Below are 22,621 nucleotides of genomic sequence, written 5' to 3' on the forward strand. Positions count from 1 at the left end.
CATGAATGGCCATTGAATGGCCCGATTTCAACGTCAGCGGCCGCCGCGAAACTGCCGCAGATATTCGTTGTTGGGCGACAGGATGATCGAACTGTTTTCATTGTCGCCGGCAAACACCGCATCGTAACTCTGCATCGCGCGGTAGAAATCGTAGAATTCCGGATCCTGGTTGAAGCTGTCGGCATAGGTGCTGGCCGCTTCGGCCTCGGCGCCGGCGCGGATGATCTGCGCCGCTTTCTGACCCTGTGCGCGGATCGTGTCGGATTCCTGCTTACGCGCGGATTCCATCCGGGTGAACGCGGTTTCGAGCGGACGGCCCGGCGGAAGATCGGCGCGCTTGATCTGCACGTCGATCACCTGCGCGCCATATTCGCGCGCCTGCCGGTCGAGCCCTTGCTGGATCTCCTCCATCGCTTCGCCGCGTTCGGCGGTCAGCAGCGCCTGGAAACTGCGCGTGCCGAGCCTTTGGCGCAGGACCGAGTTCAGGATCGGCTGCAATTGTTCGGCGACGCGCTCGGTGCTGCCGGCGGTTTCCACCATGAGCGTGGGATCGATGATGCGGAACCGGGCATAGGCATCGACCTCGAGCCTGCGCTGATCCCGGCTCAGGACTTCCTGGCGCTGCATGTCGACGTCGAGCACGCGCTTGTCGACCATCACCACCCGTTCGATGAGCGGAATGCGGAACACGATGCCCGCGCCCGTCTGACCATAGTCGAGATTGGGGCGGAAACGGTTCGCGACCCGTTCGGGCTTACCATTGCGGATGATCACGGCCTGCTGCGTCTCGGGCACCACCACGATCGACGCGGCGGCAATCAGCGCGAGCACGATCACCGCGATGATGAGCGCCTTGTACCGGTTCCAGATGTGTTCCATCACTGGCCTCCCGCGGCATTGTTGCCATTGGCGGCCGGTCCCCGCGACGGGGCGGAGGCACCCGGCGTGGCGGCGTTCGGCGCGGCATCGCCGCCGCTGCGCCTGCGGCTCACTTCGGGGAGGGGGAGGTAGGGCACGACGCCGTCGGCCTCCACGATGGTCTTCGGGGTCTGGCTCAACACGCGTTCCATGGTTTCGTAATACATCCGGCGGCGCGTGACCTCGGGCGCGAGGCGGTATTCGCTATACACCTGGTTGAAGGCCTCGGCCTCGCCTTCGGCGCGGGCGGTGACCTGCTCGGCCCAGGCGCGGGCGCGGTTGATGTCGGACTGCGCGTCCTGCTGCGCGGCGAGCACTTCCTTGAACGCGTCGATCACGCGGGTCGGCGGATCGGCCTTCTTGATCTCGACACCCTGCACCGCGACGCCCGAACGATAGGCGTCGAGCAATTGCTGCATTCGGGCGCGCACGGCCTGTTCGATCTGTGCGCGGCCCGCACCCGACAGCGCATCGTCGAGCTTCACCTCGGCGACGCTGGCGCGCATCGCGGCCTCGGCCACCTCGCGCACGGTTTCATCGGGTTCGGCGAGCTGGAAGCTGTAGAGCTTCAGATCCTTGATGTTCCAGCGCACGAGATAGGACAGGTCGACCAGATTCTGATCGCCGGTCAGCATCAGCTTCTCCTCCGTCCCGTCGGGGATATTGTCCCGCCGGATCGAGGTGACGTCCATGTCCGACACGCTTTGAATCGGCCATGGCAGGGTAAGGTGCAGGCCGGGGTTCAGCGTGCGGGTATATTTGCCCGCCGTGGTGACGATGCCCTGTTCCTTGGCGTTGATCTGGTGAACCGAACTCAGGAACAGCCACAGGAGTACCACCGCCACGATGATGTAGGGGGTCCAGCTCCTGCCGCCCGGCGCGCGGGGAAACTGCGGCGAACCGCCGCCACCGCCGCCGCCGCGCCGTTGGCGGGCGCGGAAGATATCCTCGATATTCGACGCCTTGCGACCTGGCGCACGACCGTCCGGGCCGCCTGGCCCCGTGGGGTCGCCGCCCGGCAGCCAGGGGTTTTTCGGCTTGCTGCCATCGCCCGTCGGCATGGTGTCCGGATCGCCGCCCGGGCCGCGATCCGAATCGTCGTCGCCCGACGATCCCCCCCAGGGGTTGCGCCCGGCCATTGCCAAAATCCTGTCCTTCAGGGACCCGCCCGTTTTATCCATGATGTCCTTATAGCTATTGAGAGGCGCAAAAACAGGGGCTGTCGGTGGCTTTTTGCGCTGTTAAATGCGAACCGGTGCGAATGATCGTAAAGGAAACACCATGAATGACGCCCAACAAGGCGCTGACCAGGGGCGCGAGGCCGCCATCCGTGCCGCACTCGCGCCGGTGGCCGGCGACCGTGTCGAAGGCGTGCGCCTGACCGAAAATGCCGTGACGCTGGTCGTCGAGGTGGGCGGACTGGACGATGGCGCGCGCGCCTCGCTCGAAGATCGCATGCGCGCCGCGCTGGCGGGCATGGATCTGCCGCCGCTGCGCATTGCGATGACGGCGGAGCGCGGCCCTGAAAAGCCGAAACCGCGCCTCATCGCGGTGGGTTCGGGCAAGGGCGGCGTCGGCAAATCCACGGTGTCGGCCAATCTCGCCGTGGCGATGAAGCGGGCCGGGCGCCGCGTCGGCCTCGTCGATGCGGACATCTACGGCCCTTCGCAGCCGCGCCTGATGCATAGCGAGGACAAGAAGCCGCAGGCGAAGGACAAGCAGCTCATCCCCGTGACCGGCGTGCTCGACATTCCGATGCTGTCGATGGGTCATCTCGCCACGCCGGATCAGGCGATCGCATGGCGCGGGCCGATGGCGGGCAATGCGCTGGCGCAGCTGATCGAGGCGGATTGGGGCGACGTCACCGATCTCGTCATCGACTTGCCCCCCGGCACCGGCGACGTGCAGCTCACCATGATCCAGAAGTTCAAGCCCATTGGCGCGGTGATCGTGTCCACGCCGCAGGATCTCGCCTTGATGGACGCACGCCGCGCCATCGCGTTCTTCGACAAGGCGGCGGTGCCCACCATCGGTATTGTCGAGAACATGGCCGGTTTCGCCTGCCCCCATTGCGGGGAGGTGAGCGACCCGTTCGGCGCCGGCGGGGCGGAGGCGGCGGCGCGCGAACTCGGCCGCCGCTTCCTCGGGCGCATACCGCTCACCATGACGCTGCGCGAGGAAAGCGACGCGGGCACGCCGCCCGCCGCAGGGTCGGGCGAGATTTCGGACCTGTTCGCCGACCTCGCCGGGCAGGTCATGGCCTTTGCCGACAGCGTGGACGCCGATGCCGACACCGCCAAAGCCTGATCCCGCATCGCGCTCCGGCGGGCGCCGTGTGCGCGTGACGCGGCGCGGCCTGCTCATCGGGGCGGCGGCGGGCGGCGGGCTGATCGCGGCGTGGACGTTCATCCCGCGCGACTACCCGGTGCCGATCCCGCCTGCCGAGGGGCAGCGCGCCTTCGGCAGCTGGATCAAGCTGTCGCGCGATGGCGTGGTGTCGATCGCGGTGCCCGTGCTCGAAATGGGGCAGGGGGCGACGACGCTGCTGCCCCGGATCGCGGCACAGGAGCTGGGCGCGGATTGGCGGCAGATCGCGGTGGAGCCCGCCGCGATCAGCGCGACCTATGCCGATCCGGTGCTCGCCGCGCATTGGGCGCAGCTCTGGGCGGGATGGTTCGCAAGGATCGCGGACACGCCCGGCGATACGCTGGCGAAACTCCATGCACAGCGTGAGACGCTGATGGCGACGGCGGACGGTACGGCGCTTGCCGCGTATGAAACGCCGCTGCGCGAGGCGGCGGCGGGGCTGCGTGCGGTGCTGTCGATGGCCGCGGCGGAGCGGTGGGACGTCGCGTTCGAGGAATGCCGGGCCGAGGGCGGCTTCATCATCCACGGCGACAAGCGCGTGCGTTTCGCCGATCTGGTCGATGACGCCGCCGGGTTCGAGGCGCCCGATCCCCCGCTACTCAACCCCACCCCGGCGAGCGAGACGGCCGCGCCGGTCTTTACCGGACCGCAGGAAAGCTACCCCCGGCTCGACGCGCCGTCCAAGGTCGATGGCAGCTTTCCCTTTGCCGCGGACATACGCCTGCCCGGCATGCTGTTTGCTGCCATCGCGCACGGGCCATTGCCGGGTGCGCGGTTGACGGGTTTCGATCATGAGGCGGCGCGGCGCATCACCGGATATGAAGGGCGGGTGGTCCACGACGAATGGATCGCCGCTCTGGCGCGCAGCACGTGGGCGGCGGAAAAGGCAGTGAAGGCGCTCGCCCCCCGCTTTGCCCCGACTGCGGAGTTGTCCGAGGATATTCGCATCGAGGCAGCGTTGCAGACCGCGCTGACCAGGGGTGAGGCGGTCGCGGTCCATGAAACCGGCGATCCGGTGCCTTTGCTCGACCGGCCCGACGCGATCGCGGCGCGCTACGACATTGCGCCGGCATGGCACGGCACCCTCGAAACCGCGAGCGCGACGGCGCGGCTCGCCGATGGCAGGCTGGAGCTTTGGATCGCGTCGCAGGCGCCGGAGCAGGCGCGGCGCGCGGCGGCGGGCGCGCTCGGCATGGGGGCGCGCGATGTCGTCGTCTATCCGGTGGGTGCGGGCGGGAGCTTCGATGCGCGGCTCGACATTCGCATCGCGCGGGAGGCGGCGCTGATCGCGCGGGCGGCCGGGCGACCGGTACAGCTGAGCTATTCGCGATGGCAGGAGATGCTGACCGAAATGCCGCGCGCGCCGGTCGCGGCGCAGGTCCGCGCCGTGCCGGGGCGCAACGGGCTGATCGCGGCGTGGCAGTCGCGCATCGCCACCCCGGCACCGGCGCGGCAGATGCACGACCGGCTGTTCGCGCGCATGGCACCCGGTGCGGCGATGGCGGCGAACGACGACGCGGTCGATCCGCCGGCGCTGTTCGGTGCGGCCCCGCCCTATCGCATTCCCGCCATGCGGGTGGAGGCGGTGCCCGCCGCGGTCGGCCTTCCGGTCGGGCGGATCCGCGGCAATGGCGATGCGGCATGCTGTTTCATCACCGAGAGTTTCATGGACGAGATGGCGGGCGCCGCGGGGGCGGAGCCGTTGTCCTACCGCGTGGCGATGCTGGGCGGGGACGTGCGGCTGGCCGAATGCCTTCAAGGCGCGGCGCAGATCGGCGAATGGGACGGCGGCGTCGCCGGATCGGGGCAGGGGATTGCCTGCTGGCACATGCGCGACCCTGCGGGCCGGGCCGATGGCGGCGGGCGGATTGCCGCCATCGTTCGCGCCCGGCGTGGCCCGATGGGCGTCGAGGTCGCCAGCATCGCGGCCTTCTGCGACATCGGGCGCGTCGTCGATCTCGAACTCGCGCTGCAACAGATCGAGGGCGGATTGCTGTATGGCATGGGCCTCGCGCTCAGCTCCCGCGCCAGCTACGCGCGCGGATTGCCGCGGGAGGAGACGATGGGCGCACTGAACCTGCCGCCATTGTCGCGCGCGCCGGAGATTACCGTGGGCTTTGCCCGCAACGATTTCCCGCCTTTCGATCCCGGCGAACTGGGCACCGTGGTCATTGCGCCCGCCATCGCCAATGCGCTGCACGCCGCGACGGGTGAACGGTTCCGCCGCCTGCCGATGGTTGCCGAACCGCTGGTGCCGCCGCCGCCGATGGCAGCCCCCACCGATGCCGGCGCGGCAGAGCCGGGCGATGGCCCCCCGCCGGTTGACCCACCCGAAGATTCTGGCGCCGATCCCGCCCTTTCGAATGAAAGCATCACATGACCGATACCCACGACGCCACGCCCGCAACCCCCATGCCGCGCCCCGCCGATCACCCGGCGGCGCCGACGGCACGCATTGCGGTGCTGCTGACCAATCTCGGCACGCCCGATGCGGCGGAGAAGGGCGCGGTGAAGCGTTACCTCAAGCAATTCCTGTCCGATCGCCGCGTCGTCGAAATTCCCGCCATCGCGTGGCAGCCGATCCTGCGCGGGATCATCCTCAACACGCGGCCCGCGAAATCCGCCCACGCCTATGCGCAGGTGTGGGGGGAGGACGGGTCGCCGCTCGCCGCGATCACGAAGCGTCAGGCCGAGCGGTTGCAGGACCGGCTGGGCGAGGGGGTCACGGTCGACTGGGCAATGCGCTATGGCAATCCGTCGATCCCCGCGCGGGTGCAGGCCTTGAAGGATGCCGACCACGACCGCATTCTTTTCGCGCCGCTTTATCCGCAATATTCCGGCGCGACGACGGCGACGGCGGTGGACGAACTTGGCCGCGTGCTGGCCGACATGCGCTGGCAGCCGGCGATCCGCACCCTGCCGCCCTATCACGACGATGCGGCCTATATCGCGGCGCTGGCGGAGGATCTTGCGCGGCAGATCGCGGCGCTCGCCGAAATGCCGGAGGTGTTGCTGCTCAGCTTTCACGGGATGCCCGAACGCACGCTGCATCTGGGCGATCCCTATCACTGCCATTGCCGGAAAACCGCGCGATTGCTGGCCGCGGCGCTGGCGCCCGCGTTTCCGGACCTGCGCATCGACACCACGTTTCAATCGCGCTTCGGCCGGGCCAAATGGCTTGAGCCGGCGACCGACACGGTGCTGGAGCAGGAGGCGAAGCGGGGGACGAAGCGGCTTGCCATCGCGGCGCCGGGGTTTTCCGCCGATTGCCTCGAAACGCTCGAAGAACTGGCGATCCGGGGGCGGGAAAGCTTTGTCGGCAATGGCGGCACGCAATTCGATGCGCTGTCCTGCCTCAACGACGGGGAGCCGGGGATGGCGATGCTCGAAACGCTGATCCGGCGGGAATTGTCCGGCTGGATCTAGGCTTCCAGCTCGATGTCCCAATAGAGCCAGTCGCGCCAGGTTTCGTGCAGGTAATGCGGCGGAAATTCCCGGCCGCGCTGCTGCAATTGCCAGTTGGTCGGGCGGATCGGTGCGAGTTTCAGTTGCATGCCGGCCTGTTTCGGCGTGCGTCCGCCCTTCCTCATGTTGCAGGGCGCGCAGGCGGCGACGATGTTTTCCCAGCTCGTCTTTCCGCCCAGCCGCCGGGGCACGACATGGTCGAAGGTCAGCTGTTTCGGGCTGCCGCAGAACTGACACTCGAACCGGTCGCGCAGGAACACGTTGAAGCGGGTGAAGGCAGGAAATTCCGACGGTTTCACATATTCGCGAAGCGCAATGACCGACGGGATCTGCATGTCGAGCGAGGGCGAATGCACCTGCCGTTCATAGCTTGCGACGATATCGACGCGGTCGAGGAACACGGCCTTGATCGCGGTCTGCCACGGCCAAAGCGACAGCGGGTAATAGGACAGCGGCGAATAATCGGCGTTGAGGACAAGGGCAGGACATTGGCCGAGCGCGCGGGTCGGATCCTCCCTTGCGCTGGCGAGCGTGACGCGTTGTTCGATCAGCGCGTTGCTGAACATGCCGTTATCCGGCCTCCTCCAATGAGTGCCGGGACGCTATCGCAGTGAGGCGTGACAGGTTGATGACGCATCGTAAGTGCCATTGCTGCCCGCAAGCGGCGATCCCGTCAAGACCATATGCGTAACGGACGCATGATCGCCCCTTTCGCAAGGGCGCACCGGCGCTATGCTGCACAGCGATGATCGTCACCCGCTTCGCGCCAAGCCCGAATGGCCCCCTGCATCTCGGCCATGCCCATGCGGCCATCGTCGCGCATGACCGGGCGCGGGCGGATGGGGGGCGGTTCCTGCTCCGGATCGAGGATATCGACGGCGCGCGCAGCCGGGAGGAATTCGCCGAAGGGGCGCTCGCCGATCTGCGCTGGCTCGGGCTCGGGTGGGACGGGGCGGTCATCCGGCAATCGGCGCGGATCGGCGCGCATGCCGACGCGCTCGCCCGCCTGCGCGCGATGGGGCTCGTCTATGCGTGCCGCTGCACCCGCGCGCAGATCGCGGCGGCGGCGACGGCGCACGGTCCCGACGGCCCGCTCTATCCCGGCACGTGCAGGGGCCGCGACCACGAGGCCGGCGATGGCGCGGCGGCGTGGCGGATCGACATGGCGGCGGCGCTGGACCGCGCAGGGCCGCTCACCTGGCATGACGAGCGGCGCGGCGAAATACGCGCGACGCCGGAAATCTTCGGCGACATCGTGCTCGCGCGCAAGGATGCGCCGGGCAGCTATCACCTCGCCGTGACGTGCGACGATGCGGCGGACGGCGTCACCTGCGTCACGCGCGGCATGGACCTGTTCGCCGCGACCCATGTGCACCGCCTGCTGCAAGGCTTGCTGGGCCTGCCGGTGCCGGTGTGGCATCACCATGCGCTGATCGTGCAAGGGGACGGGCGCAAGCTGGCGAAGCGGCGCGGTTCGCCCTCGCTCGCCGACATGCGGGATGCCGGGGTGGACGGGTGCGCACTGGCGGCGGATTTGCGGGCAGGGCGCCTTGGCGACGGGTTGTTCTGGGGCGATGGAAGAGGCGAGGGAACGGGGGCTGGAAATACGCCGTCGGTGCCCCTATCTTGAATGGCATGAACACCATTCTCGCCATCGTCATCGCCATCCTGGCCATCATGGTCGTCGTCTCGCTCGTGAAGGGGATCGTCGCGTTCCTGCAAACGACGAAACTCGATCTCGAAGGCGGCGATGAACGGATCGAGATGATGCAGATCCGCCAGAACAAGGCCATGTTCGCGCGCATCAAGTATCAGGGCGCCGCGATCATCGTCGTGGCGCTGCTGCTCGTCATCAATAGCTGATCGCACTTGGTCCGGCTCAACAGGATCTACACGCGCACCGGCGACGACGGCACGACGGGGCTGGTCGATGGGTCGCGCGTCGCGAAGAACGCGGCGCGCATGGCCGCGATCGGCACCGTGGATGAGGCCAACTGCGCCATCGGGGTCGCGGTCTGCGCCCTGCCGGATGGCGATATTGCGGGCGATCTGCGCCGGATACAGAACGACCTTTTCGATCTTGGCGCCGATCTCGCCACGCCGGGCGACGATTTCACGCCGGGTGAGATGCAGCTTCGCATGACGGACGCGCAATCCTCCTGGCTGGAGGCGCGGATCGATGCGCTCAATGAAAAACTGGAGCCGTTAAAGAGCTTCATCCTGCCGGGCGGGAGCGAAGCCGCGGCGCGGGTGCATGTGGCGCGGGCATCGGTGCGTTCGGCGGAGCGGGCATGCGTGGCGCTGAGCCGCGAGGATGCCGTCAATCCCGCGGCGCTGTCCTATGTCAATCGGCTGTCGGATTACCTGTTCGTGGCCGCACGCGCGCTCAATGACGAGGGGCGGTCGGACGTTTTGTGGGTGCCGGGGGCCAATCGCGGCTGATCGCGTCGGAACCGGGGAGGCTTGCCGCCCGTTCCTGTAGGCAAACGCAAACAGGAATTGAACCATGGCAGACCCCACCAACGACAACGCCCACGAAAATCTCAACACCGAACAGCGCGACAAGGATACGCAGGCGCAGACCGTTTCGCGCCAGGCGCAGGGCCGCCGCGTATCGAGCTACTCGCTCGACGAGGATAGCGAGAAGCCCGAAAAAGGCCCGCTCGACGAAAGCACGCAAGGCGATCTCGTCGACAAGATGAAGCAGATGGACACCGGCGGCATCGACATGAGCGCCTATCGCGGCGAGCCGAACCACGACGATAACGAGAAGAAATACGGCAAGTCCAACATCATGAAGGACGAGCCGGGCAATTCCGACAGCTGATCCGGCTCAGCCGCCGACCCCGATGTCCCGCGCCAGCCATATCGCGATGGCGAGGATGATCGCGCCGGCGGCCACCGCATAGGCAATCCATTTCAGGCGCGGCATATCGGGCGAATCCACCTCGTGCGGGTTCATCCGGGTCAGCGCCCTGCACGCCCGCCGTTCCGCCCCGATGGCGAACATCGCGGCCAGCACCATGAACATCGTCGCGATCACGCGGGCAAGCCATGGCGGGTCCAGCTCCCCGAACAGGGCGCGAAACGCGATGCCGATTCCTATCGCGGCAAAGGCGGTGCGCATCCAGCCGTTAAAGGTGCGTTCCACCGCCATGATCGTGCGGTCCTCGGCGAGATGGGTCCGGCTGGAGGCGTCCTGCGACTTGATCTCGTCCTCTGTCATGGGCGAGAGCATGACGGCCCCCGCCGCAAGGGTCAATCGGCGGCCTCGCGCTTCAACCGGTAGAGCATGTCGAGCGCATCGCGCGGCGACAGCGCATCGACGTCGAGCGCGGCGAGCGTGTCGCGCAGCGTGTCGCACTGCTGCTCCTCCGCTTCGGCGGCGGCAGCGAACAGCGGCAATTCGCCCAGCCCCGCCGCGAGCCCGCCCGTTTCCGCGCGTCCTTTCTCCAGCTTTTCCAGCACTTTTTTCGCCCGCGCGATGACGGGCGCGGGCACACCCGCCAGCCGCGCAACCGCAAGCCCGTAGCTGCGATCCGCCGGCCCCTCCGCCAGCTCGTGCAGGAGGACGAGATCGCCCTTCCACTCCCGCGCGCGGACATGGTGGAGCGACAATGCCTCGCATGTTTCGGCAAGGCGCGAAAGTTCATGGTAATGCGTCGCGAACAGGCACCGGCACCCCACCATGCCATGCATGCTTTCCGCCACCGCCCACGCCAGCGCCAGCCCGTCATAGGTGGAGGTCCCGCGCCCGACCTCGTCGAGGATGACGAAGCTGCGGTCGGTCGCCTGCGACAGGATGGCGGCGGTTTCCACCATTTCGACCATGAAGGTGGAGCGCCCCTTCGCCAGATTGTCCGACGCGCCGACCCGGCTGAACAACCGGTCGACGAGGCCGATCGTCGCGCTCTCGGCCGGCACGAAACCGCCCGCCTGCGCGAGCAGGACGATCAGCGCGTTTTGCCGCAGGAATGTCGATTTGCCGCCCATGTTCGGCCCGCCGATGAGCCAGAGCCGGTCCGTGTCCGACAGCGCGCAATCATTGGCGACGAAACGGTCCCGCCCCTTGGCCAGCGCGGCCTCCACCACCGGGTGCCGCCCGCCGCGAATGTCGAGGCAGGGGGCATCGGCGATGTCGGGCCGCACCCATCCGCCCTCCGCGGCGCGCTCCGCCTGTCCTGCGCACACGTCGATCCGGGCGAGCGCATGGGCCGTGGCGGCGATCTCGCCGGCAAGGGCGGCGGTCATCGCGACCAGCTCCTCGAAATGCGCATCCTCGGCGGCGAGCGCGCGTCCGCCGGCCTCGGCAATGCGGCTCGCCTGTTCGTGGAGGGCCAGCGCGTTGAAGCGGACCGCGCTCTGCATCGTCTGCCGATGGGTAAAGCCGCTGTCCGCCGCCATCAGTGCATCGGCATGGCGCGAAGGCACCTCGATGAAATAGCCGAGCACGCCATTGTGCTTGATCCTGAGCGCGGCGATGCCGGTCGTATCGCGGTAATCCTGTTCGAGCGCGGCGATGGCCTGCCGCCCGTTCTTTGCGATGTCGCGCAATTCGTCGAGCGCGGCATCGTAACCCTTCGCGATATAGCCGCCCTGTGCCCGCTCGGTCGGCGGCGTTTCGATCAGCGCGCGCAGAAGCGTTTCCACCAGGGCGCCATGGCCGGTGAGCGCAGGGCGAAGCCGTTCGAACAGCGCCGGACGCTCGCCCATTTCCTCCAGCAGCAGGTGAAGATCGTAGGCGAGGCCGAGCCCGTCGCGAATTTGCCCGAGGTCGCGCGGGCTGCCCCGCCCGGCGACCACCCGGCCGAGCGCGCGCGCAATATCGGGCAGGCCGCGCATCAACCCGCGCAGATCCTCGCGCAGCAGGGCATCGCCGTAAAGCCGGTCCACCGCCGCCAGCCGTTCGCGGATCGCATCCGCCTCGGCCAGCGGGGCGGACAGATCCTCGGCGAGCAGGCGCGCGCCCGCCCCGGTCAGGCACCTGTCGACGCAATCGATCAGGCTGCCCGAACGCGTGCCCGATGCCGATTGCAGAATTTCGAGACTGGCCCGCGTCGCCTCGTCCATGGCGAGATGGCCGTCCGCCGCCCGCGCCTGTGGGGGCAGCAGCAGCGGCAATTGCCCGCGTCCGACATGGTCGAGATAGGCAATCAGCCCGCCTGCCGCCGCCAGCGCCGCCCGGTCGAACGCGCCGAACCCGTCGAGCGTCGACACCCCGTGCAGCGATGTCAGCCGCGCCTCCCCCCTGTCGGAGGCAAACTCCGCCGCCGGGCGCGCGGTGGCATCGGCGGGCGCGCCATCGGGTGCGAATTCCCACCCTTCCGGCACGACGATCTCGCTCGCCCCGATCCGCGACAGCGCCGCCGCGACGCCGCCCGCCTCGTGACTTTCGAGGATCATCGACCCTGTCGAAATGTCCACCGCCGCGATACCCACCCGGTCGCGCAGCGGCGCCAGCGCGACCAGCATGTTGGCCCTGCGCGATTCGAGCAGATTATCCTCGGTCAGCGTGCCGGCGGTCACGAAGCGCACGATGTCCCGCCGGACCAGCACCTTGGAGCCGCCACCCTCGCGCTTGGTGCGCTCTTTCGCTTCGGCCGGGGTTTCGACCTGTTCGGCGATGGCGACCCGGCACCCTGCACGGATCAGCCGGGCAAGATAGCTTTCCGCCGCATGCACCGGCACACCGCACATCGGCACCGGCGCGCCATCGTGTTCGCCCCGGCTCGTCAAGGCGATGTCGAGCACGGCGGCGGCGCGGCGCGCATCGTCGAAAAACAGTTCGAAGAAATCGCCCATGCGATAGAACAGCAGGCAATCGCCGGCCTGGCTCTTCAACGCGAGATATTGCGCCATCATCGGGGTGGGGCCGCCTGCCATGCCGCATCGCGTAGCGCAGCATGCGCGATTCGCCAAAGCCGGGCGTTTGGCTATCCCCCGCCGAAAAAGCCGGCACAATCGAAAACTTGGGCGCGCGCCCTATCCCGAACGCGATTTGCGCGATAGGGCGTATTAGTAGGTGAATTCCAACGGGAGGCCATTTTGGCGAATGACGGCGACAATCGGAACAGCAGCTTTACCGAGCGTGAGGCGCTGTTCTACCATTCCACGATCCGACCCGGAAAGATCGAGATCGTCGCGTCGAAGCCCATGGCGACGCAGCGTGATCTCAGCCTCGCCTACTCCCCCGGCGTCGCCGCACCCGTGCAGGCCATCGCCGACGATCCGTCGACCGCGGCGATCTATACCGCGCGCTCCAACCTCGTCGCGGTGATTTCCAACGGCACGGCCATTCTCGGCATGGGCAATCTCGGCGCGCTGGCGTCGAAGCCTGTGATGGAGGGCAAGGCCGTGCTCTTCAAGCGTTTCGCCGACGTCGATTCCATCGACATCGAGCTCGCGACCGAGGATCCCGAGGCGTTCATCAACGCCGTCGCGCTGATGGAGCCGAGCTTTGGCGGCATCAATCTTGAGGATATCAAGGCGCCCGAATGCTTCATCATCGAGCAGGCGCTTCGCGAACGCATGAACATTCCCGTCATGCACGACGATCAGCACGGCACCGCGATCATCGCGCCCGCCGGACTCATCAATGCGCTGCACCTCACCGGGCGCAGGATGGAGGACGTGAAGATGGTCGTGAACGGCGCAGGCGCGTCGGCCATCGCGTGTACCGCTCTCATCAAGGCGATGGGCGTGCGGCATGAAAACGTCATCATGTGCGACCGCTCCGGCCCGATCTATCCCGGCCGCGACGATGTGGACCAATGGAAATCGGCCCACGCCGTCGAAACCGACAAGCGCAGCCTCGAAGAGGCGCTGGTCGGGGCCGACATCTTCCTCGGCCTGTCGGCGGCGGGCGCACTGAAGCCCGAATGGGTGGCAAAGATGAACGACCGGCCGATCATCTTTGCCATGGCCAATCCGGAGCCCGAAATCCGCCCCGAACTGGCGCGTGCGGTCAAGCCCAATGCCATCATCGCCACCGGCCGTTCGGATTATCCGAACCAGGTGAACAACGTGCTCGGCTTCCCCTTCATCTTCCGCGGCGCGCTCGACGTGCGGGCAACCGCCATCAACGAGGAGATGAAGATCGCCGCCGCCGAGGCCATCGCGGAACTCGCCCGCGAACGCGTGCCGGAAGAAGTCGCCGCGGCCTATGGCGTCGATCATCAGTTCGGCGAGGATTACATCATCCCCGCCCCGTTCGATCCGCGCTTGATGGAGCGGGTGTCCGCCGCCGTCGCGAAGGCGGCGATGGATTCGGGCGTCGCGCAGGGCAGCATCGAGGATTTCGACGCCTACAAGATGTCGCTCAAGGCGCGGCTCAACCCCACCACCTCGGTCCTGACCAAGGTGTACGAGAACCTGCAGAAGAACCCGAAACGCGTCGTCTTTGCCGAGGCGGAGGAGGATGTCGTCATCCGCGCCGCGATTCAGTTCCGCGATTTCGGCTATGGCGAACCCGTGCTGGTAGGGCGTACCGGCGCGGTGTGCGACAAGCTGCGCGAGCTGGGCGTCGACGATCCCGAAAGCTTCGAGATCCAGAATTCCGCCGATAGCGAGCATGTGCCCGCCATGGTCGATTTCCTGTACGAACGGCTCCAGCGGCGCGGCTATACCGAACGCGACGTGCGCCGCATGGTGAACCAGGACCGCAACGTGTTCGCCTCGCTGCTGCTCGCGCTGGACAAGGGCGATGCGATGATCACGGGCCTCACCCGCCCGTTTGCACAGACCGCGCGCGAAGTGGCGCTGGTCCTCGATGCGAAGCCGGGCGAGGTGCAATTCGGCGTCCACCTGATGCTGGGCAAGAATTACACCGTGTTCCTCGCCGATACGACGATCAACGAACGTCCCGATGCGAAGATGCTCGCCCATATCGCGAAGGAAACGGCCAAGGTCGCCCGGCGGCTCGGCCATGAACCGCGCGTGGCGTTCCTGTCCTATTCCACCTTCGGGAATCCGTCGGGCAAATGGCTGGAGAACATCCGCGACGCGGTGCACATCCTCGACGAGGAGGATCCCGGCTTCGAATACGAAGGCGAAATGGCGCCCGATGCCGCGCTCAACCCCGACGTCATGAAGCTTTATCCGTTCAGCCGGCTGTCCTCGCTACCAACGTGCTCATCATGCCGGGGCTGCAATCGGCGAACCTGTCGGCGAAACTGCTGCGCGAACTGGCGGGTGCGTCGACCATCGGCCCGATGCTGATCGGCATGGAAAAGCCGGTGCAGATCGCGCCGATGACCAGCATCGCGCCCGAAGTGCTGACCCTCGCTGTGCTCGCCGCGGCCGAGGTGGTGGGGTAATCGCGGCCGGCGGGGCGGGGCGTTGCGCGCCCGCCCCGCCGCCCGCGTTCATGCGATCTCGAAGTCGCCTTCGTCCTCGCCATCCCAATAGGCCGCGCGGCTGGCCGCCACGTGCAGCATGACCACGCCGTCGGTGTCGATCCCGTCCTCGAACCAGCGATCGAGTTCGTCGACCCAGTGTTCGGCAAACGCGGCCTTGTCGCGCACGATCTTCGCCTCGCCCTCGATCGCGATGAAGATGCCGGGCGCGCCATCGGGCGATCCCTTGCCCTGGAGCGACAGGCCGACGTTCGGATCGGCCTCGATATCCTCCACCATGCGGGATTTTTCCCAGGTGAAATAATAGCTGTCGCCGTCGTAATCGACCTGGCGGTTGTTGCTCATCGGACGGGCGCCGATCCGGCCACCCTTCGTATGGGTGTTGAGCATGACGAAATCGATGTCCTTCATCGCCTTTGCGATATGGTCGAGATGATGTGCCGTGTCTGTTTGCGCCATGGTCGTTCCTTTGCTGGATAGACCGTGGAAACGGGCGGGACGGGCGCCCCGTTCCGCAGCGCGCCTACCGCTTCGCCGGTTTTTCCATCACCTTGCCGCGAAAGCTGCACAGATCCGCCACGGTGCAGCGCCAACATTCGGGCGTGCGCGCCTTGCAGACATAGCGGCCATGCAGGATGAGCCAGTGATGCGCACCCATGCGGAACGGGCCGGGCACCCGCTTTTCAAGCTTTGCCTCGACCGCTTCGGGGGTTTTTCCCTTGGCAAGGCCGGTGCGGTTGCCGACGCGGAAGATATGGGTATCGACGGCGAAGGTTTCCTGCCCGAACCAGCAATTGAGCACCACATTCGCGGTCTTGCGCCCGACGCCGGGCAGGCGGACGAGATCCTCCCGCGTATCGGGAACCGTGCCGCCATAGTCCTCCACCAGGAGACGGGAGAGCGCGATGACGTTCTTCGCCTTGGAATTATAGAGGCCGATGGTCTTGATATGCTCTTTCAGCCCGTCCTCGCCGAGGTCGAGCATCTGCTGCGGCGTTTCCACCTTTGCGAAAAGCGCGCGCGTCGCCTTGTTCACCCCGACATCGGTGGCCTGCGCCGACAGGGCGACCGCGACGACGAGTTGAAAGGCATTGCCATATTCCAGCTCGGTTTCGGGATCGGGATTGTCTTCGGCGAGGCGGCGGAAGAATTCGAAGATCTGGTCCCTGGTCATCGGATCAAAGGTCCAGCACCTCCGGCATGGTATAGCGTCCCGCGGCCCGCCCGATCAGCCATTCGGCCCCGCGCACCGCACCGCGCGCGAAGATCATGCGATTTTCCGCGCCATGCGACAATGTGATGCGCTCCTCCTCGCCGGCGAAGATCACGCTATGCTCGCCCGCGACCGTTCCCCCGCGCAGGGCTGCAAAGCCGATGGCGCCCTCGGCCCGGCGGCCGGTATGGCCGTCGCGCCCGCGCTCGCTCTGCGTCGCGAGGTCGATGCCGCGCCCGCGCGCCGCCGCCTCGCCCAGCAAAAGTGCGGTGCCCGATGGCGCATCGACCTTGTTCCGATGGTGCATTTCCACGATCTCGACATCGAAATCCGGGCCGAGCCGGGCGGCCGCCTCCTCCACCAGATGGGCGAGCATCGTCACGCCGAGCGAGGTATTGCCGGTTTGCAGCACCGCAATATCGCGCGCCGCAGCGTCGATGGCGGCGTGGTGCGCATGGCCAAGGCCGGTCGTCCCGATCAGCACGGCGGCCCCGCCCGCCACTGCCGCATCGAGCGTCGCGGCAAGCGCATCGGGCGAGGAAAAATCGACGAGCGCGTCGCTGTCGCGGGAAAGGGCGGCGATGTCGCCGGTATCGCGATCGACCCCGCCGGTGCATTCGTGGCCGGATGCGGCGATCGCGCTGGCCAGTGCCTGCCCCATGCGGCCGTTGATTCCGACGATGCCGATCCGTGCCATGTGTTTTGCCTTTTGCCTTGATGCGTGTTGTCGTGCTTCATGGGGGACATGAACGACAACATCAACGCATTGCGGAACATCGTCATCCTCACCGGCGCGGGCGTGTCCGCCGAAAGCGGCATCGACACGTTCCGCAGCGCCGGCGGATTGTGGGAGCAGCACCGGGTCGAGGATGTCGCCACGCCCGAAGGGTTCGCCCGCGACCCCGATCTCGTCCTCCGCTTCTACGACATGCGGCGCGAAGCGATCCAGACGAAGGAGCCGAACCCGGCCCACCATGCGCTGGCCCGGCTCGACCGCGAATTCGACGGCGAATTGCTGATCGTGACGCAGAACGTGGACGATCTGCACGAACGGGCGGGCGCGAACCGCGTGCTCCACATGCATGGCGAACATCTCAATGCGTGGTGCACCGCGTGCGATGTGCGGAGCCGGTGGACCGGGACGCTGATCGACCGGCCCGCGTGCCCGGCCTGCGGGGAGGCGGCGCTCCGGCCCGATGTCGTGTGGTTCGGGGAAATGCCGTATGAGATGGAGCGGATCTATGCCGCGCTGCGCGAGGCGGATCTGTTCGTGTCGATCGGCACGTCGGGCGCGGTCTATCCCGCCGCGGGCTTCGTCCAGGAGGCAAAGGCGATGGGGGCGGCCACGCTGGAGCTGAATCTCGAACGCAGCCAGGGGTCGGGCTGGTTCGACGAAACCCGGCTTGGCCCGGCGGGGGTCATCGTGCCCGAATGGGTGGATTCGGTGCTGGCGCACGGGGCATAGACGCCTTACCGCGAGGGTTTCCTGATGAAAGGATGATACGCTTGCGCCTGATACTGCTTCTTTCGTTCGTCGCGCTCACGGCCTGCGTAAAGCAGCAGGCGGTGCAGTCGGGCCTCACCGATGCGGGGGTGCGCACGCCGGTCGCGCGGTGCATGGCGGCGGAAATGGCCGATCGCCTGTCGGTCGCGCAATTGCGGAAACTGTCGCGGGCGAAGGCGCGCGATGGTGAACGGACCGAAAACCTGACCATCGCCGATTATGTCGAGCGCGCCCGCCGCGTCGGCGACCCGAAGGTCATCGCGGTGACGGGCGCCGCCGCGGCCTATTGCTCCGCCACCCGGTAAGGGGCGCGGCGCCCTATACGTCGTCGGCGGAGATCATCTCACGCCGGTCGATCTCGCCCGTCATCACCGCCACGGTGGTCGCCACCGCCGCATCGCCCGACACATTGGTGGTGGTTCGCATCATGTCCATGATCCGGTCCACGCCAGCGACGAAGGCGATGGTTTCCAGCGGTACGCCGACCGCCCCGAACACCAGCGCCATCATGATGAGCCCCGCGCCCGGGATGCCCGCCGCCCCCACTGCGCCCAGCGTGGCGAGGATCGAAATCAGGAAATAATCGGCCCAGCTCAGATCCACGCCGAAGATCTGCGCCCCGAACAGGGTGGCGAGCCCCAGATACATCGCCGTGCCGTTCATGTTGATCGTCGCGCCCAGTGACACGACGAAGCTCGCCACCGAATTCGACACGCCCAGATTACGCTCGGCACAGCGCATCGTCACCGGCAGCGTCGCATTGGACGATGCGGTCGAATAGCTGACCGCCATGGCATCGATGATCCCGCGAAAGAAATCGCGCACCGGAAGCCGGGCGAGGAACTTGATCATCGCCGAATACATGACGAAAATGATCAGCAGACAGCCCAGGTAATTGAGTGCGACCAGCTTCGACAAAGCGATCAGCGCGTCGAGTCCCAGCGTGCCGGCCACCCACGCCATCAGCGCGAATACGCCGAACGGGGTGAGTTCCATCACCACCATCGTGACCTTCTGCATGATGACGGCGCCGCTATCGAACACCTTCTGTACCGGCGTGCCTTCGTCTGCGGCCATCAGGATGCCGATCCCGATGAGCAGCGAAAACACGATCAGCGGCAGCACGGAGACGTCGGCCATCACCTGCACCGGGCTTTCGGGCACGATGGACAGGATCATGTCCACCGCCGTCGTCGGCACCGGTTCGGGCACCGCGCCCATTTCGATGGCGGAGGTATCGACCCCTGCGCCCGGCGCCAGCACCGTGCCGAGGAACAGCCCCAGCCACACCGCGATCTGCCCCGTCACCACGAAGATCAGCATCGCGCGCCCGCCGACCGCGCCCAGCTTGCGAAGGTCGCCAATGGCCGCCACGCCCGATACCAGGCTGAAGAAGATGAGCGGCACGACGAGCATCTTGATCGACTTGATGAAGAAATCGCCGATCCACTTGATGCTTTCCGCACCCGGCCCCCACCACATGCCGACCGCCACGCCGAGGATCAGCGCCGCGATCACCCGCTGCCACAAGGGTATGTTAAACCAGATACGGAACATGGGCTCGATCCCTCTCGCGCCTTGGAGCAAGCGGCCCTTGTGGCCTGCGCCGACGCGGCCCGCAAGTGGGCGGCGGCGGTTATGCGTTAAGTGCGGCCCGGACCGTGCGCGCATAAATGCGCGTCAGCACGTCGAGATCGGCCATCGCGACCGCCTCGTCCCGCTTGTGCATGGTGGCGTTGCACAAACCGAATTCGATGACCGGGCACAGCGCGCGCAGGAAGCGCGCGTCCGACGTGCCGCCGCTCGTCGACAATTCGGGGTCGATCCCCGTTTCGGCCCGGATCGCCTCGGCCAGCAGCGCCGAAAATTCGCCCGGCGGGGTCAGGAACGGCTCCCCCGAAATCACCGGGACCGCAGTGCCGCCATGGCTTTCGGCGATCGCCTTCACCCGCGCGCCCAGTTCGGCGCCGGTGTGCATGTCGTTGAAGCGGATGGAGATGCGCGCCTTCGCCTGTGCCGGGATGACGTTATGGGCGGGGTTGCCAACCTCCAGCTCGGTGATTTCGAGGTTCGACGGCTGAAACCAGTCGGTCCCCTCGTCGAGCGTCAGCGCATCGAGTTCGGCGAGCATCGCGACGAGCCGCGGGATCGGATTGTCGGCGAGATGCGGATAGGCGACGTGCCCCTGCGTCCCCGCGACGGAGAGGAAGATATTGACCGAACCGCGCCGCCCGATCTTCATCATGTCGCCGAGCCGGTTGACCGAGGTCGGCTCCCCGACGAGGCACAGGTCGGGCGCGACCTTCGCAGTCGCCATGTGTTCCATGATGGCGCGCGTGCCGTGGACGGCGGGGCCTTCCTCGTCGCCGGTGATGAGGAAGCTGATCGTGCCCGCATCGGCGGGGATGGCGGCGACGGCCGCGATCATGCAGGCGATCGACCCCTTCATGTCCACCGCCCCGCGGCCATAGAGGAGGTCGCCGCGAATGTCGGGTGCGAAGGCATCGGAATACCACCCTTCGCCCGGCGGCACCACGTCGAGATGGCCGGCAAAGGCGAAATGGCGGCTGCCCACCGGCCCTTCGCGCACGGCGAGGAGGTTTTCCACCGGCCCGTCGGGCGCCGCGCCGTCGACGGTGCGCGTCACGGCAAAGCCCAGCGGTTCGAGCATCGCGGCCATCGTATCGAATACCGCGCCGTGCGCCGGCGTCACGCTTTCGCATGCGATCAGACGGCGGGCGAGGTCGAGCGGTGAGGAAAGATCGGTCATGGCGCGCAGCGTTAGCGCAGCCGCCCATGAAAAAGCCAGCGTCGTTGGACGCAGCGCAGGATCAGAACGGAAGAAACGGCCCCGCCGCCGCCAGCGCCATGGCACAGCCCGCGATGACGCAGCTGCGCGCGAGGGCGCCGGGCGTGGCGGCCAGGCGGGACCGGACAATATGATCGGCGCGGGAGACGAAAGCGTTCATGCCTCCGAACGTAGCGCCCAATTCCTAACGCTTCGTTAAAATCAGCCCCGCCGCATCAGCCATTGATACAGCGCCGCCATGCACGACCGGCCGAGCTCGATACAGCGGTCCGGGCTCCACCCGTTGGTCGCATCGGCCATCGGGGCGTGATCCTTGAACGGCATTTCCAGCGTCATCGACACCGCGCCGAACCGACCGGCCAGCTGATTGGTGGAGATCGCCATGTTCGCCTTGCCCTTCGCGGTGAGGGGGTAGCCCTTGTCGGTCTGGAAATCGGGCGTCTGCGCCAGCAGCAGGTCGGAATAGAGGGTGTAGCCCTTCGCCTGCTCTTCGCTCGCGTCGGCGATGCCTTCGAACCCTGCGAGGAAGACGGCGGCGATTGCTTCGTCCCCGTGCACGTCCATCGCGAAATCGACGCCGGTTTCATCCATCGCGTTGCGGATGGCGAAGATTTCGGGCGATTTCTCGGGCGAAGGATCCTGCCATTCGCGGTTGAGATTCGTGCCAATGCCATTGGTGCGCAGATGGCCGCGGCGGCTGCCGTCCGGGTTGCAGTTGGGCACGATATGGAATGTCGCCTTCTGCCGCAGGGCGCGGCCCACCGGGTCGGACGGATCGGTGAGCAGGGCGATCGCCCCTTCCATCCACCATTCCGCCATCGATTCGCCGGGATGCTGCCGGGCATAAAGCCAGACTTGCGTATCGCCCTCACCCATTTCGAGGCAATCGATCGCCTGCCCGTCGAGCGTTTCGCCCAATGTGCGATGGGTAACCCCTTCGGTCAGCGCGGCCTGCGCAACGAGATCGTTGTGCCGGTCCATCGAATAGGGCGCGAAATAGGCGAACCACGCGAGATCGCCCATCGGCGTGTAGCGGATGGTGAGCGTGCCCCCATCCTCGCCCGGCGCCCATTCGGTATCCGCGCGCAGCCATTCGGCGCGATCCTCCGACACGCACGCCTTGTAATCGGCCCAGCCATCCGGATAGGCAGACTGCGCAAGTCCGGTGATCCGCAGCGTCAGTTCGCGCCCCGCCGCCCCGGCGACGCGGAAATGGAACCACTGGAAAAATTCGCTCTGCTCGTCCTTGCGGATGGTCAGCCATGCCTCCGCCCCCGAAACGCGCGTCACCGCGATATTGCCGGCATCGAAGGCGGCATTGATGGCAATATCGGCGTTTTCGTGGGTGGTATCGGTCATGGGGTCGGATCAGTCCTTTACGGTGTAGGTTTCGCTGGGTTCGCCCGGAAAATCGGCGAACAGGGCGGCGGCCAGCCTTTGCGCGGCGGTGGCCGCGTCGGCAAGCCCGGATTTGGCCTCGACATATTGATCGGCGCGGCCTTCCCACACCGATTCGCCGCTGGCCCGGTCGCGGATCACGACCGAAAGCTCGTTCGACACCTGCTCGGGCGGCGGTCCGCTGAGGTCGATGCCGACGCCCACGCCGACGCCCGAACCGTATCCGCCGGTCGATCCGCCGACCCCGACGCTGACCGGGCCGCGGCGGCGTTCGGGGCGCATCGTGTCGCGGCGCACGAAAATTTCGGCGACTTGCGCGCTGTCGGCGCGGTTCGTCGGGGTATAGCCCGCCTCGGCGAGCTCTGCCGCGACCGCGGCGCGCCACGGCTCCAGCATGAGCGAGCCGCCCGGCATGTCGGGGGTCACGATCTCCACCGTGCCGCGGTCGGCCAGGTTCAATCGTTCGGGCGCGCTGAACCGCGTGACATCGACGGGCGGCGTCGTGGCGCACGCCCCCAGCATCGCCGGCGCCACGAGTGCGAGCGCCAGCATGGGCAGGGTTCCTGGCGTGAATGCGCGAAATGTCATGATCG

General features: G+C 67.0%; 22 protein-coding genes and 1 pseudogene. 10 read left to right on the forward strand and 13 right to left on the reverse strand.

Annotated elements, in window-relative coordinates:
- Window positions 1–33: 33 nt before the first annotated feature.
- Window positions 34–879: a protease modulator HflC gene (hflC, locus tag JD971_RS08450; RefSeq protein ID WP_202082576.1), complete on the reverse strand. Its 846-nt coding sequence runs from the start codon at window positions 877–879 to the stop codon at window positions 34–36.
- Window positions 879–2,057 carry a protease modulator HflK gene (hflK, locus tag JD971_RS08455; RefSeq protein ID WP_202082578.1) on the reverse strand — a complete coding sequence of 393 codons (1,179 nt, stop codon included), beginning with the start codon at window positions 2,055–2,057 and terminating at the stop codon, window positions 879–881. The genes hflC and hflK overlap by 1 nt, the downstream gene beginning before the upstream one ends.
- Before the next feature lie 142 nt (window positions 2,058–2,199).
- On the opposite strand from hflK, the gene JD971_RS08460 reads away from it, so the two are divergent.
- From JD971_RS08460 to hemH, 3 genes are read left to right on the forward strand one after another with little or no spacing between them, the layout of a single operon-like run.
- Window positions 2,200–3,225, forward strand: a complete 1,026-nt coding sequence (locus JD971_RS08460) for an Mrp/NBP35 family ATP-binding protein (protein ID WP_202082580.1) — start codon at window positions 2,200–2,202, stop codon at window positions 3,223–3,225.
- Window positions 3,203–5,665 carry a molybdopterin cofactor-binding domain-containing protein gene (locus JD971_RS08465; RefSeq protein ID WP_236672005.1) on the forward strand — a complete coding sequence of 821 codons (2,463 nt, stop codon included), beginning with the start codon at window positions 3,203–3,205 and terminating at the stop codon, window positions 5,663–5,665. The genes JD971_RS08460 and JD971_RS08465 overlap by 23 nt, the downstream gene beginning before the upstream one ends.
- A gap of 32 nt (window positions 5,666–5,697) precedes the next feature.
- On the forward strand, window positions 5,698–6,711 hold the full coding sequence (gene hemH / locus JD971_RS08470) for a ferrochelatase (RefSeq protein ID WP_202087486.1): 1,014 nt from the start codon (window positions 5,698–5,700) through the stop codon (window positions 6,709–6,711).
- Here hemH and JD971_RS08475 read toward each other — a convergent pair.
- Window positions 6,708–7,316 carry an HNH endonuclease gene (locus tag JD971_RS08475; RefSeq protein ID WP_202082582.1) on the reverse strand — a complete coding sequence of 203 codons (609 nt, stop codon included), beginning with the start codon at window positions 7,314–7,316 and terminating at the stop codon, window positions 6,708–6,710. The two genes, hemH and JD971_RS08475, sit on opposite strands and share 4 nt — an antisense overlap.
- Window positions 7,317–7,495: 179 nt before the next feature.
- Between JD971_RS08475 and gluQRS the strand changes: the two genes are divergently transcribed.
- The 4 genes from gluQRS (at window position 7,496) to JD971_RS08495 (ending at window position 9,577) form a co-directional block, all read left to right on the forward strand.
- Window positions 7,496–8,380 (forward strand): tRNA glutamyl-Q(34) synthetase GluQRS, encoded by an 885-nt coding sequence (gluQRS, locus tag JD971_RS08480; RefSeq protein ID WP_202082584.1) that lies wholly within the window; start codon window positions 7,496–7,498, stop codon window positions 8,378–8,380.
- Window positions 8,381–8,385: 5 nt separating this feature from the next.
- Window positions 8,386–8,613, forward strand: coding sequence for a hypothetical protein (locus JD971_RS08485; protein ID WP_202082586.1), 228 nt, complete (start codon window positions 8,386–8,388; stop codon window positions 8,611–8,613).
- Between the two features lie 6 nt (window positions 8,614–8,619).
- Window positions 8,620–9,192, forward strand: coding sequence for a cob(I)yrinic acid a,c-diamide adenosyltransferase (locus JD971_RS08490; RefSeq protein ID WP_202082588.1), 573 nt, complete (start codon window positions 8,620–8,622; stop codon window positions 9,190–9,192).
- A gap of 64 nt (window positions 9,193–9,256) precedes the next feature.
- On the forward strand, window positions 9,257–9,577 hold the full coding sequence (locus JD971_RS08495; protein ID WP_202082590.1) for a hypothetical protein: 321 nt from the start codon (window positions 9,257–9,259) through the stop codon (window positions 9,575–9,577).
- Between the two features lie 6 nt (window positions 9,578–9,583).
- Here the strand turns inward: JD971_RS08495 and JD971_RS08500 are convergent, their stop codons facing one another.
- A complete protein-coding gene (locus tag JD971_RS08500; RefSeq protein ID WP_236672006.1) occupies window positions 9,584–9,976 on the reverse strand; it encodes a YidH family protein in 393 nt (130 codons plus the stop codon).
- Between the two features lie 32 nt (window positions 9,977–10,008).
- Entirely contained in the window at window positions 10,009–12,633 is a 2,625-nt protein-coding gene (gene mutS / locus JD971_RS08505; RefSeq protein ID WP_202082592.1) for a DNA mismatch repair protein MutS, read from the reverse strand.
- Between the two features lie 162 nt (window positions 12,634–12,795).
- On the opposite strand from mutS, the pseudogene JD971_RS08510 reads away from it, so the two are divergent.
- Window positions 12,796–15,065: pseudogene (locus JD971_RS08510) on the forward strand (NADP-dependent malic enzyme).
- A gap of 48 nt (window positions 15,066–15,113) precedes the next feature.
- On the opposite strand, the gene JD971_RS08515 reads toward JD971_RS08510, so the two are convergent.
- The 3 genes from JD971_RS08515 to dapB form a co-directional block, all read right to left on the reverse strand.
- The gene (locus JD971_RS08515) at window positions 15,114–15,563 is read right to left on the reverse strand and encodes a pyridoxamine 5'-phosphate oxidase family protein (protein WP_202082594.1); all 450 of its coding nucleotides are present in this window, start codon (window positions 15,561–15,563) and stop codon (window positions 15,114–15,116) included.
- A 64-nt stretch (window positions 15,564–15,627) separates the two neighbouring features.
- Complete coding sequence (gene nth / locus JD971_RS08520) at window positions 15,628–16,278, reverse strand: endonuclease III (protein ID WP_202082596.1); 651 nt, start codon at window positions 16,276–16,278, stop codon at window positions 15,628–15,630.
- Window positions 16,279–16,282: 4 nt separating this feature from the next.
- Window positions 16,283–17,014, reverse strand: coding sequence for a 4-hydroxy-tetrahydrodipicolinate reductase (dapB, locus tag JD971_RS08525; RefSeq protein WP_202082598.1), 732 nt, complete (start codon window positions 17,012–17,014; stop codon window positions 16,283–16,285).
- A gap of 60 nt (window positions 17,015–17,074) precedes the next feature.
- Between dapB and JD971_RS08530 the strand changes: the two genes are divergently transcribed.
- Together JD971_RS08530 and JD971_RS08535 are read left to right on the forward strand one after the other, a co-directional pair.
- On the forward strand, window positions 17,075–17,782 hold the full coding sequence (locus JD971_RS08530; protein ID WP_202087490.1) for an NAD-dependent deacylase: 708 nt from the start codon (window positions 17,075–17,077) through the stop codon (window positions 17,780–17,782).
- 41 nt (window positions 17,783–17,823) lie between these two features.
- The gene (locus JD971_RS08535) at window positions 17,824–18,126 is read left to right on the forward strand and encodes a hypothetical protein (protein ID WP_202082600.1); all 303 of its coding nucleotides are present in this window, start codon (window positions 17,824–17,826) and stop codon (window positions 18,124–18,126) included.
- A 13-nt stretch (window positions 18,127–18,139) separates the two neighbouring features.
- Here the strand turns inward: JD971_RS08535 and JD971_RS08540 are convergent, their stop codons facing one another.
- The 5 genes from JD971_RS08540 to JD971_RS08560 all read right to left on the reverse strand — a co-directional run bounded on the left by JD971_RS08540 (window position 18,140) and on the right by JD971_RS08560 (window position 22,616).
- Window positions 18,140–19,378, reverse strand: coding sequence for a dicarboxylate/amino acid:cation symporter (locus JD971_RS08540; protein ID WP_202082602.1), 1,239 nt, complete (start codon window positions 19,376–19,378; stop codon window positions 18,140–18,142).
- Between the two features lie 79 nt (window positions 19,379–19,457).
- Window positions 19,458–20,591 carry a succinyl-diaminopimelate desuccinylase gene (dapE, locus tag JD971_RS08545; protein ID WP_202082605.1) on the reverse strand — a complete coding sequence of 378 codons (1,134 nt, stop codon included), beginning with the start codon at window positions 20,589–20,591 and terminating at the stop codon, window positions 19,458–19,460.
- Window positions 20,592–20,652: 61 nt separating this feature from the next.
- A complete protein-coding gene (locus JD971_RS08550; protein ID WP_202082607.1) occupies window positions 20,653–20,790 on the reverse strand; it encodes a hypothetical protein in 138 nt (45 codons plus the stop codon).
- A 41-nt stretch (window positions 20,791–20,831) separates the two neighbouring features.
- Complete coding sequence (locus JD971_RS08555; protein WP_202082609.1) at window positions 20,832–21,989, reverse strand: M14-type cytosolic carboxypeptidase; 1,158 nt, start codon at window positions 21,987–21,989, stop codon at window positions 20,832–20,834.
- A gap of 9 nt (window positions 21,990–21,998) precedes the next feature.
- A complete protein-coding gene (locus tag JD971_RS08560) occupies window positions 21,999–22,616 on the reverse strand; it encodes a DUF4136 domain-containing protein (RefSeq protein WP_236672007.1) in 618 nt (205 codons plus the stop codon).
- Between the last annotated feature and the right edge of the window lie 5 nt (window positions 22,617–22,621).

This window comes from Croceicoccus sp. YJ47, from assembly GCF_016745095.1.
Classification (GTDB): Bacteria; Pseudomonadota; Alphaproteobacteria; order Sphingomonadales; family Sphingomonadaceae; genus Croceicoccus.

Coding starts and splice junctions, on each gene's coding strand:
- hflC (WP_202082576.1), bottom strand. CDS start 879: ATGGAACACATCTGGAACCGGTACAAGGCGCTCATCATCGCGGTGATC.
- hflK (WP_202082578.1), bottom strand. CDS start 2,057: ATGGCCGGGCGCAACCCCTGGGGGGGATCGTCGGGCGACGACGATTCG.
- JD971_RS08460 (WP_202082580.1), top strand. CDS start 2,200: ATGAATGACGCCCAACAAGGCGCTGACCAGGGGCGCGAGGCCGCCATC.
- JD971_RS08465 (WP_236672005.1), top strand. CDS start 3,203: ATGCCGACACCGCCAAAGCCTGATCCCGCATCGCGCTCCGGCGGGCGC.
- hemH (WP_202087486.1), top strand. CDS start 5,698: ATGCCGCGCCCCGCCGATCACCCGGCGGCGCCGACGGCACGCATTGCG.
- JD971_RS08475 (WP_202082582.1), bottom strand. CDS start 7,316: ATGTTCAGCAACGCGCTGATCGAACAACGCGTCACGCTCGCCAGCGCA.
- gluQRS (WP_202082584.1), top strand. CDS start 7,496: ATGATCGTCACCCGCTTCGCGCCAAGCCCGAATGGCCCCCTGCATCTC.
- JD971_RS08485 (WP_202082586.1), top strand. CDS start 8,386: ATGAACACCATTCTCGCCATCGTCATCGCCATCCTGGCCATCATGGTC.
- JD971_RS08495 (WP_202082590.1), top strand. CDS start 9,257: ATGGCAGACCCCACCAACGACAACGCCCACGAAAATCTCAACACCGAA.
- JD971_RS08500 (WP_236672006.1), bottom strand. CDS start 9,976: ATGACAGAGGACGAGATCAAGTCGCAGGACGCCTCCAGCCGGACCCAT.
- mutS (WP_202082592.1), bottom strand. CDS start 12,633: ATGGCAGGCGGCCCCACCCCGATGATGGCGCAATATCTCGCGTTGAAG.
- JD971_RS08515 (WP_202082594.1), bottom strand. CDS start 15,563: ATGGCGCAAACAGACACGGCACATCATCTCGACCATATCGCAAAGGCG.
- nth (WP_202082596.1), bottom strand. CDS start 16,278: ATGACCAGGGACCAGATCTTCGAATTCTTCCGCCGCCTCGCCGAAGAC.
- dapB (WP_202082598.1), bottom strand. CDS start 17,014: ATGGCACGGATCGGCATCGTCGGAATCAACGGCCGCATGGGGCAGGCA.
- JD971_RS08540 (WP_202082602.1), bottom strand. CDS start 19,378: ATGTTCCGTATCTGGTTTAACATACCCTTGTGGCAGCGGGTGATCGCG.
- dapE (WP_202082605.1), bottom strand. CDS start 20,591: ATGACCGATCTTTCCTCACCGCTCGACCTCGCCCGCCGTCTGATCGCA.
- JD971_RS08550 (WP_202082607.1), bottom strand. CDS start 20,790: ATGAACGCTTTCGTCTCCCGCGCCGATCATATTGTCCGGTCCCGCCTG.
- JD971_RS08555 (WP_202082609.1), bottom strand. CDS start 21,989: ATGACCGATACCACCCACGAAAACGCCGATATTGCCATCAATGCCGCC.
- JD971_RS08560 (WP_236672007.1), bottom strand. CDS start 22,616: ATGACATTTCGCGCATTCACGCCAGGAACCCTGCCCATGCTGGCGCTC.